Source organism: Corallococcus terminator (assembly GCF_003611635.1).
Lineage (GTDB): Bacteria > Myxococcota > Myxococcia > Myxococcales > Myxococcaceae > Corallococcus > Corallococcus terminator.
On the sequence record NZ_RAVZ01000358.1, the window covers coordinates 1 to 9686 of the forward strand.

At 69.4% G+C, this 9686-nt stretch carries 5 protein-coding genes; 2 read left to right on the plus strand and 3 right to left on the minus strand.

Translation table 11 applies throughout. From position 1 onward, the window contains the following. The first annotated feature begins 21 nt into the window (after positions 1 to 21). On the plus strand, positions 22 to 2808 hold the full coding sequence (locus D7V88_RS44785) for an MFS transporter (protein WP_120544858.1): 2787 nt from the start codon (positions 22 to 24) through the stop codon (positions 2806 to 2808). A gap of 160 nt (positions 2809 to 2968) precedes the next feature. Beyond that, positions 2969 to 3952, plus strand: coding sequence for a hypothetical protein (locus D7V88_RS34480; RefSeq protein ID WP_244238545.1), 984 nt, complete (start codon positions 2969 to 2971; stop codon positions 3950 to 3952). Between the two features lie 87 nt (positions 3953 to 4039). On the opposite strand, the gene D7V88_RS34485 is transcribed toward D7V88_RS34480, so the two are convergent. From D7V88_RS34485 to D7V88_RS34495, 3 genes are all read right to left on the minus strand, one after another. Beyond that, positions 4040 to 7180: an efflux RND transporter permease subunit gene (locus D7V88_RS34485; RefSeq protein ID WP_120544860.1), complete on the minus strand. Its 3141-nt coding sequence runs from the start codon at positions 7178 to 7180 to the stop codon at positions 4040 to 4042. A gap of 25 nt (positions 7181 to 7205) precedes the next feature. After that, on the minus strand, positions 7206 to 8423 hold the full coding sequence (locus D7V88_RS34490; protein WP_120544861.1) for an efflux RND transporter periplasmic adaptor subunit: 1218 nt from the start codon (positions 8421 to 8423) through the stop codon (positions 7206 to 7208). Beyond that, a partial coding sequence (locus tag D7V88_RS34495; protein WP_147448976.1) for a TolC family protein occupies positions 8411 to 9686 on the minus strand: 1276 nt, incomplete at its 5' end. The genes D7V88_RS34495 and D7V88_RS34490, both read right to left, overlap by 13 nt.

Consider the following 9686-nt stretch of genomic DNA (forward strand, 5'->3'; position numbering starts at 1 on the left):
TCCCACCCCCGAGCGTTGCCCTTGATTGAACCCGAGACGGCCCTTCCGGCCACGGCGCCGGTCGCCGAAGAGCGTTGGTCGTGGCCTCCCCTGTTCGGCCTGCTGGAGGTGCAGTTCGGCGCGGCCGTGGGCTTCCTGCAGACGGCGGTACCGTACTGGCTGGCGAAGGACGGGATGCCGCTGGCGCAGATTGGCGTGCTGTCGGGCACGGCCTTCTCGCCGCACGCGTGGAAGCTGTTGTGGGTGCCGCTCATCGACCTGGGGCCGTGGCGCCGGGTCTGGTACGGCGTGAGCACGCTGCTCACCGCGCTGCTCATCCTGGCGTGCGCGCTGCTACCGGACCCCGCTCACCAGTTGGGCGTCTTCACGTTGCTGCTGACCGCGTTGCAGGCGGCGTCGACGACGGCGCACGCGGCGCTCAACGGGCTGATGGCCACGACGTCGAAGCTGGAGGACAAGGGGCGCACGGCGGGCTGGCAGATGGCGGGCAACGTGGGCGCCACGGCGCTGCTGGGCGCGTTGGCCATCTTCCTCGCGAGCCGGTTCTCCCGGCAGGTGGCGGGCTCCGTGCTGGCCACGCTGGTGCTGGCGAGCGGCGCGGGCATCTTCTGGATCACCGAACGGCATGACCCGTCCACGGTGCCCACCGGGCCGCTGCTCAAGGCCGCGTGGGAGCGGGTGAAGGGCATCGTGGTGGACCTGGCGAAGACGGCCTTCAGCCGCGAGGGCATCATCCTGCTGGTGCTGTGCCTGGCGCCGGTGGCCTGCGGCGCGCTCTCCAACCTGTTCAGCGCGATGGCCCACGACTACCAGGTGCCGGAGCACACGGTGGAGCTGGTGAACGGCCTGGGCATGGGCGTCATGGGCGCCGCGGGGTCGCTCGTGGGCGGCTGGCTGTCGGACCGGATGAACCGCAAGCTCGCGTACGCGCTGGCGGGCGCGGCCACGGGCCTGTGCGCCTTCGCGATGGCGGCGGCGCCGATGACGACCACGACGTACATCTGGGGCACGCTCGCGTACAGCTTCGCCAACGGCGCGGGCTTCGCGGCCTTCGCGGGCATGGTGCTGGAGATGGTGAGTGAGGGCGCGGCGGTGACAACGAAGTACTCGCTCTTCGTCGCGGCCTCCAACTTCGCCATCAGCTACACCACCGCGCTGGACGGACACGCGTCGGCGTTCCGGGGCATCGGCACGCGCGCGAGCATCGCGGCGGACGGACTCATCACCTTCGGTGGCATCAGCATCGTCGTGATCATCTTCGCGCTCTTCCTGCGCAAGAAGCCCGCGGCCCCCGCCGCGGCCAAGCCGCTGGATGGCGCGAGCACCGACGTGATGATCCAGGGCTTCCACTGGAACTCCGCCAGCGCCGGCGGCTGGTGGAACACGGTGAAGAACAACGCGGCCACGCTGAAGTCCGCGGGCTTCACCATGGTGTGGCTGCCGCCGCCCTCCGACGCGGCCGCCATCCAGGGCTACCTGCCCCGGCAGCTCAACGTGCTCAACTCCAGCTACGGCACGGAGGCGGAGCTCACCGCCGCGCTGGCCGCGCTCAACGCGCAGGGCGTGAAGCCCATCGCGGACATCGTGGTGAACCACCGCGTGGGCACCGCCAACTGGGCGGACTTCACCAACCCCACCTGGGGCGGCTGCAACACGGTGGCCAAGGGCGACGAGTGGGCCACGGCCTGCGGCAACCCGGACAGCGGTGAAGGCTACGCGGCCGCCCGCGACCTGGACCACTCGCAGGCCATCGTGCGCTCGGACCTGAAGACGTGGATGAACAGCCGCCTGAAGGGCGTGGGCTTCGCCGGCTGGCGCTTCGACTTCGTGAAGGGCTTCGCCGGCTCCTACGTGAAGGAGTACGTGACGGACACCTCTCCGTGGTTCTGCGTCGGTGAGCACTGGCCCACGAACTACTTCGACGCGAACAACCCCGACAACTGGAAGAGCCAGATCATCGGCTGGGTGGACCAGACCACGGGCACCTGCGCCGCCTTCGACTTCGCGACGAAGGGCCTGCTCAACGACGTCCTCACCAACAACAACTACGCGCGCCTCAAGGCCAGCGACGGCAAGCCCGCGGGCACCATCGGCTGGTGGCCGTCCCGCTCCGTCACGTTCGTGGACAACCACGACACGGGCCCCAGCGAGGCGTGCGGCAACGGGCAGAACCACTGGCCGGTGCCGTGCACCAAGGTGATGCAGGGCTACGCCTACATCCTGACCCACCCGGGCATCCCCACCGTCTACTGGCCGCACTACTTCAACTGGGGCCTGGGCAACTCCATCAAGGACCTCATCACCCTTCGCAAGAACGCGGGCCTCACGTCGGAGTCCCCCGTCACCATCCTGCGCGCGGAAGCGGGCCTCTACGCGGCCACCATCGCCGGCAAGGTGGCGGTGAAGATTGGTGCCACCGCCTGGAGCCCCGGCACCGGCTGGACGCTGGCCGCCTCCGGCACGGACTACTCGGTGTGGACCTCCGGCAGCACCCCGCCCCCCACGGGCACCACCGCCAACGTGGAGTTCGTGTGCAACAACGGCACGACGGTGATGGGCCAGAACGTCTACGTCACGGGCAGCATCACGGAGCTGTCCACCTGGAGCGGCACGGCCACCAACAAGATCCTCAGCCCCACCGCGTACCCCACGTGGCGCGCCACCTACGCCATGCCCGCCAACACCTCCATCCAGTGGAAGTGCGTGAAGCGTGACGGCGCCGGCAACCTTGTGTGGCAGGGCGGAGGCAACAACACCGTCAACACGCCCGCCGCAGGCGGCAGCATCACCGCCACCGCCAGCTTCTAAGACGCCGAGACAGGCGCCCCTGTTGCCTCGCTTGCCGGGGGCGCCTGTGTTTCACCTGTTGCTTGAGTTCCCGTCTTCAAGCTGTCACAGGGGCCGCTTCACTCCCCGGGCGGGCCCCTCCCGCCCTCCTTGAACGAAGGCGGAAGCGATGAAGCGTGGAATGGCTGTGCGTAGCGCAATGCTGTGGATGTCCGCGGTGGGTCTCCTGGGCGCCTGTGGCGGTCAGCCGGAGCAGACCCCGGCTCCCGCAGGCGATGACACGGTGACGACGGCGACGCAGTCGCTGGTTCCGGCTCCGCCCACGCCGTTCGACTCCTTCCTGAGCATCCGGGGCCCGCTCGCCGTGGGCAGCGCGGTGGCGTCGAACACCGGCACGTCGGCGAACTATGAGGGCTTCACGCTCACCGTCGCGGCGCACACGCAGGTGGCGCTGGAGGTGACGCATCTGGGCACGGGCGTGGGTGTGGACACCGGCCTGTTCGTGTACGGCCCGAAGACGCAGTACGGCTACGGCTTCCGCCCGCTCTACCAGGACGACGACTCCGGCTACGGCGAGCTGAGCAAGATTCCGCTCGCGACCTTCGACGCGGCGGGCGAGTACCTGGTGGTGGTGGGCTGGAGCAACGGCCTGGGCAAGCAGTACCGCCTCCAGGCCGCATGCGTGGGCGGCGCGTGCGTGCCGAACCCCACCCCGGCGCCGGCCAATGCCCCGGTGACGCTGGCGCAGTTCCCGCTCGAGGGGAACCTCCAGGCACTGCTCAACGGAGCCAATGCGTACCGCGAGGACATGTACTCCTTCCTGGACCGGTATGACTTCGCGTGGCCGTACTCGACGCCCGCGTCGCTGGACGTCGCGGCAGCGGCGGTGCTCGCGAAGAGCGAATACCGGGGCTACCGCAACGACCCGACCCCGGACACGTACACCTATGCGGCGTTCCAGTCGCGGATGTACGGGCAGTTCCAGCCGCTGCACCAGGCCATCCTCGACACCTACGGCGAGCTGGGGACGAACGCGCAGGTGAAGAGCTACTTCCGCGAGTTCAGCACCGGCCCCAACGGCGACAACTGGCGCACGCTCAACATCATCCTGCTCCCCGGCTCCCGCCACGTCCTCGTGTACGAGCAGACCGCCCACGAAATCTGAAGGCGCGCCCCAGCACGCTGAAAACGAAACCGCCCTCCTCTCCACGTCGGGAGGGGAGGGCGTTTTGCTGTTTCAGCCGCTGTCAGCTCAGGGCGCGTGGGCCGCTGGCAGTGCTTCGACTTCGCTGGACCGCTTCGCTTCGCCCCGCAGCTTCTGCATCAGCACGTAGAGGCCGGGGATGAAGATGAGGTTGACGATGGTGGACACCAGCATGCCGCCGAACACCGCGGTGCCCAGCGAGTTGCGCGCCGCCGCGCCCGCGCCCGACGCCGTCATCAGGGGCACGACGCCCAGGAGGAACGCGATGGACGTCATCAGGATGGGCCGCAGCCGGACTTCCGCCGCCGTCACCACTGCCTCCAGCGAGCTCTTGCCCTGCTCGCGCAGTTGCTCCGCGAACTCCACGATGAGGATGGCGTTCTTGGAGGACAAGCCCACCAGCATCACCAGCCCCACCTGACAGAACACGTCGTTGGCGAAGCCGCGCGCCACCTGCAACCCCAGCGCGCCCATGATGGCCAGGGGCACCGACAGGATGATGACGAACGGGAGGCTGAAGCTCTCGTACTGCGCCGCCAGCACCAGGAACACGAAGAGGATGCCCAGGCCGAAGATGATCATCGTCTGCCCGCCGGACTCCTTCTGCTCCAGGCTGATGCCCGTCCACTCAGAGGCCATGCCCTGCGGCAGCACCTGGTTGGCCACGCTCTCCATGGCCTCCAGCGCCTGTCCGGACGACACGCCCGGCGCGCCCTGGCCGTTGATCTCCACGGAGCGGAACAGGTTGTAGTGCTTGATGACCTGCGCGGAGACGATGGGCGTCACCTTCACCAGCGACTCCAGCGGAATCATGTCCCCGGTGTCGGTGCGCGCGTAGAACGAACCGATGTCCGACGGGCTGTCGCGGAACTGCTGCTCGGCCTGGACATAGACGCGGTACGTGCGGCTCGCGTAGTTGAAGTCGTTGACGTACTGGCTGCCCATGTAGAGCTGCATCACGCCGAAGATCTGTTCGATGGGCACGCCCAGCGCCTTGGCCTTCTGGCGGTCCACCTCCACGTCGAGGATGGGCGTGTTGGCGTTGAACGGGGTGAAGACGCCGCGCAGGCGGCCCTCCTCGTTGCCCTTCTGCACCATCTCCTGGGTGGCGTTGGCCAACTCCTCCAGCGAGTGGCTGCCCGCGACGTCCTCCACGATGAACTGGAAGCCGCCCACGCTGCCCACGCCTCGGATGGCCGGGGGCTGGAAGGGGATGACGCGCGCGCTGCCAATCTTGCCCAGCGGCCCGCGCAGCCGCTCCACCAGCGCGGCCACGGACTGGTCCTTGCCCGCGCGCTGCTCCCACGGCTTGAGCGCCGTGAACACCGTGGCGTAGTTGGACCCGTTGCCGTTGGGGGAGAAGCCACCGATGGCGAACATCACGTTCACCTCCGGCTGGGCCTTGAGCACGGCCTCCGTCTCCTGGAGCACCTTCTCCGTCTGGGCAAGCGACATGCCCTCCGGGCCCTGCACGGAGACGATGATGTAGCCCTGGTCTTCATCCGGGATGAAGCCCGTGGGGGCCGCGCGGAAGAGCATGACCGTGGCGCCGATGCACAGCAGGAACGCCACCAGCACCAGCATCGGGTGCTTGAGCAGCTTGCGCAGGCCCCTGCCGTAGGTGTCGCGCGTCCAGTCCAGCACCTGGTCCACCTTGCGGAAGAAGATCCACTTCTCCCCGTGGTGGTGCTTGAGCAGCCGGGCGGAGAGCGCGGGCGTCAGCGTCAGCGCGCAGAAGGTGGACAGGGCCACCGACGCGGCGATGGTGAGCGCGAACTGGCGGTAGATGGAGCCCGTGGTGCCCGGGAAGAGGGCCACCGGGATGAACACCGCCACCAGCACCACGGAGATGGCCACCACCGCGCCGGCCACCTCCTTCATGCCCTCGCGCGCCGCCTGCATCGGCGACAGGCCCTTCTCCGCCATCAGCCGTTCGATGTTCTCGATGACCACGATGGCGTCGTCCACGACGAGGCCCGTGGCCAGTGTGAGTCCGAACAGCGTCAGCGTGTTGATGGAGAAGCCCATCAGGTAGACGAACGCGAACGTGCCGACGAGCGAGACGGGCAGGGTGAGCGCTGTAATCAGCACGCTTCGCCACCCGTGCAGGAACAGGAAGATGACCAGGATGACGAGCGCGATGGCTTCGATGAGCGTGTGCACCACCTCGTTGACGGAGGCGCGCACGGCCAGCGTGGTGTCCGTGCCGGTGCGGTACTCCAGGCCCGGCGGGAACGCCTGCGACAGCCGGTCCAGCTCCTTGATGACGCCGTCGCGCACGTCCAGCGCGTTGGCCGTGGGCAACTGGAAGATGGCCATGCCCACGCCGGTGCGGCCGTTGAAGCGCAGGAGCGTGGCGTAGTTCTCCGCGCCCAATTCCACGCGGCCCACGTCCTTCACGGTGACGGCGCGGCCGTCCGTGTTGCGCATGAGGACGATGTCGCCGAACTCCTCCGGCTCAATCAGGCGGCCCCGGGCGCGCACGGCGATCTGATACGGCTGCTCGTTGCTGGAGGGCGGCTGGCCCACCTGACCCGCGGCCACCTGGAGGTTCTGCTCCTGGAGGGCGCGCACCACGTCCTGGGGCGTGAGCTGGCGGCGGGCCAGCTCCGTGGGGTCCAACCACAGGCGCATGGAGAACTTGCGCTCGCCGAAGATGCGCACCTCGCCCACGCCGCGCACGCGCTTGATGGCGTCCTTGAGGTTCACGTCCGCGTAGTTGGACAGGAACTTCGCGTCGTAGCGGTTGTCCGGGCTGGACAGGCCCACCGTCAGCAGCATCTGGCTGGAGGCCTTGTTCACCACGATGCCCGTCTGGTTCACCTGCGCGGGCAGACGCGCGGCGGCGCGGCTGACGCGGTTCTGCACGTCCACGGCCGCGACCTCGATGTTGCGCGTGGGCGCGAAGGTGACCGTGATGACGCTGGTGCCGTCATTGCTGCTGGTGGAGGTGATGTAGCGCATGTCCTCCACGCCGTTGAGCTCCTGCTCCAACGGGATGGTGACGGCGGCCTCCACCACCTCGGCGCTCGCGCCGACGTAGGTGCTGGTGACGGTGACCTGCGGCGGCGCGAGGTCCGGGTACTGCGCGATGGGCAGCGTGGGGATGGCGATGAGCCCCACCAGCGTCAGGATGATGGAGCAGACGATGGCGAAGACGGGCCTGCGGATGAAGAAGTCGACGAACACGGGGTGACGCCCTCTCTCGAATCGCCTAGCGGCTGCCGCCGGTGGTGCCGCCCGCCGCGGGCCGGGGCGCCATGGCACGGGTGGGAACTTCGTCCGCGCTCGCCGTGCCCGGCACCTGCGCGGGTTCGTCGGGCAGGGTGACCTGCTTGGGGATGACGGGCATGCCGTCCTTGAGCATGTGCAGCGAGGACACCGCGACGAGGTCGCCCTGCTTCAGGCCACCCTCCACCACGTAGGACATGTCGCCCAGCGTGCCCAGCGTCACCGGACGGCGCTCCACCAGCGTCTTGCCTTCCTTCGTCTCCACCACCATCGCGAAGGGCTGCCCGCTCTGGCGCACCACCGCGAGCGCCGGAATCTGGAGCGCATCCCGCGTGGAGTACACCAGCCGCGCCCGCAGCAACTCACTGGGACGCAGGCCCACCGTGTTGCGGAAGGCGGCCTTCACCTCCACCAACTGCGTGCGGGGGTCCGTCTGCGGCGCCACGTAGAAGACGGTGCTGGAGAGGATGAGCTTGCCCTGCTGATCGAGCAGCTCCAGCACGGTGTCCGGCTTGAGCGACCGGGCGCGGAAGGACGGCACCGACACGCTGACCTCCAACGCGTCCGCCTGGGCCACGGTGGTGAGCGTCGTGGTCGCGCCCACGAAGTCACCTACGCGCACCAGCACGTCGCCCATGGTGCCCGCGAACGGCGCGCGCACGACATGGAACTGCAACTGCACCTGGCGCTGGGCCACCGTCGCGCCGGCCGCGCGCGTGGCGGCCTCCGCGGCCTTCACGGCCGCCTGGGCGCGCTCCAGCTCCTGCACGCTCGCGAGGCCTTCCTTGTTGAGGGACTCGGTGCGCGCCAGGGTGCGGCGCGCCAGCTCCAGGTCCACCGTGGAGGAGCTCTGCTGCGCCTGGGCGCTGTCCAGCGCCGCGGTCTCCTGGCGCGCGTCCACCTCCACCAGCGGCGTGCCTGCCTCCACCTTCTGGCCGGGCTTCACGAGGATCTTCCTCACGTAGCCAGCCACCTGGGGCAGCACGGTGACGCTCTGCCGCGACAGGAGCGAGCCCAGGTATTCCCCGGTGTCGCGCACCTCGTGCGGCGCCAGCGCCACGACCTTCACCTCGCGCGGCGGCGGGGCGGTCTTCACTTCCGTCTTGCCCGAGCATCCGGCCGCGCCGGCCACCAGGGCCGCGCCAAACAGCGTCTTCGTCAACAGCGCCTTCAGGGGGCGCACCTTCGTCACCAGTCGCACCGGGCCTCCGTGAGGAACGCGTTCAGGCGGGCCTGGACGAGCTCGAATTCCCTCAAAACCAAAGCGAGCTGGGCCTGACGGAGTGCGGCTCCGCTCTGCACCAGCTCCAAACTGCCACCGCGTCCCACCTCGAAGGCCCGCCGGGTGAGCCGGTCGGTCCGGTCCGCCAGGTCGACGGATTCGGTCGCGGTCTTCAACAGCGCCTCGGACACTTCCACTCCACGCCGGGCGCGAGAAACCTCCACGCTCACGCCGCGGCGGGTGGCCTCCAACTGCATGGCGGCCTGCTCCTCCACGCCCGCGCGCTCCCGGACGAGGCCGCCGCGAAGGCCGCCCTCCCAGAGGGGGACGGACAGCACCGCGGACACATTCCACAGGGCGAAGCGGCCGAAGCTGGGATCGGTGGTGAGGCCCAGGAGGGTGCTGCTCACGCCCAGGGTGGGCAGATAGCCCGCGGACGCCTGCCGCCGGCTGTCCCTCGCCGCGTCCACGTTCGCCTTCGCGGCCTGCAGGTCGGCACGATTGCCCAGGTCCTGCAGGGGCGAGCAGTCCCGGCGCGTCTGCTCCACCAGCCCGTCCAGGTTGAAGTCCGGGTTGACGCCCACGCCGTGGTCGGTGCCCAGTGACAGGCCCAGCGACTCGCGCGTGCGGCGAAGCTGTTCGTCACCGGCCACCAGCGACTGCCGCGCCAGCGCCACGTCCTGTCCCACCCGCACCACGTCCAACTGCGTGCCCGCGCCCAGTTCGAATGAGCGCTGGGTGAGGGCGTAGCGCTCCAGCGCCTGACGCAGGCCCACCCGGTTGATCTCCGCGGCACGCTCGGCGGCCACCGTGGCCACCAGCACCTGCGCCAGGCCCTGGGTGAGCCGGCGCTGCGTGTCCTTCAGGTTGGCCACCGAAGACAGCTCCGACGCCTTCGCGGACGACAACCCCCGCCATGCACCCACATCCACCACGGACTGGGTGAGGGACACGGACAGTGTGCCCAGGGGCGCACTGGGGACCTTGCCGCCGGCGACTCCGCCCGTTCCGGTGTTGCCTCCACCCACCACGCCGCCGCCGGGGGCGGAGGGGGTGTCCGGATGGAGCACATCCAACCCCACGCCCGCGGAGGCCCGCGCGTTGGGCAGGAGCAGCGACAGCGACTGGCGCCACCGACCCTGGGCCCGCTCCACGCCCGCCTCGGCGTTGCGCAGGTCCGTGGAGCGCTGGCGCACCAGCGTGAGCGCTTCGTCCCACGTCTTCACCTGCTCGGGAGCGGGC

Coding starts and splice junctions, on each gene's coding strand:
- D7V88_RS34480 (WP_244238545.1), top strand. CDS start 2,969: ATGGCTGTGCGTAGCGCAATGCTGTGGATGTCCGCGGTGGGTCTCCTG.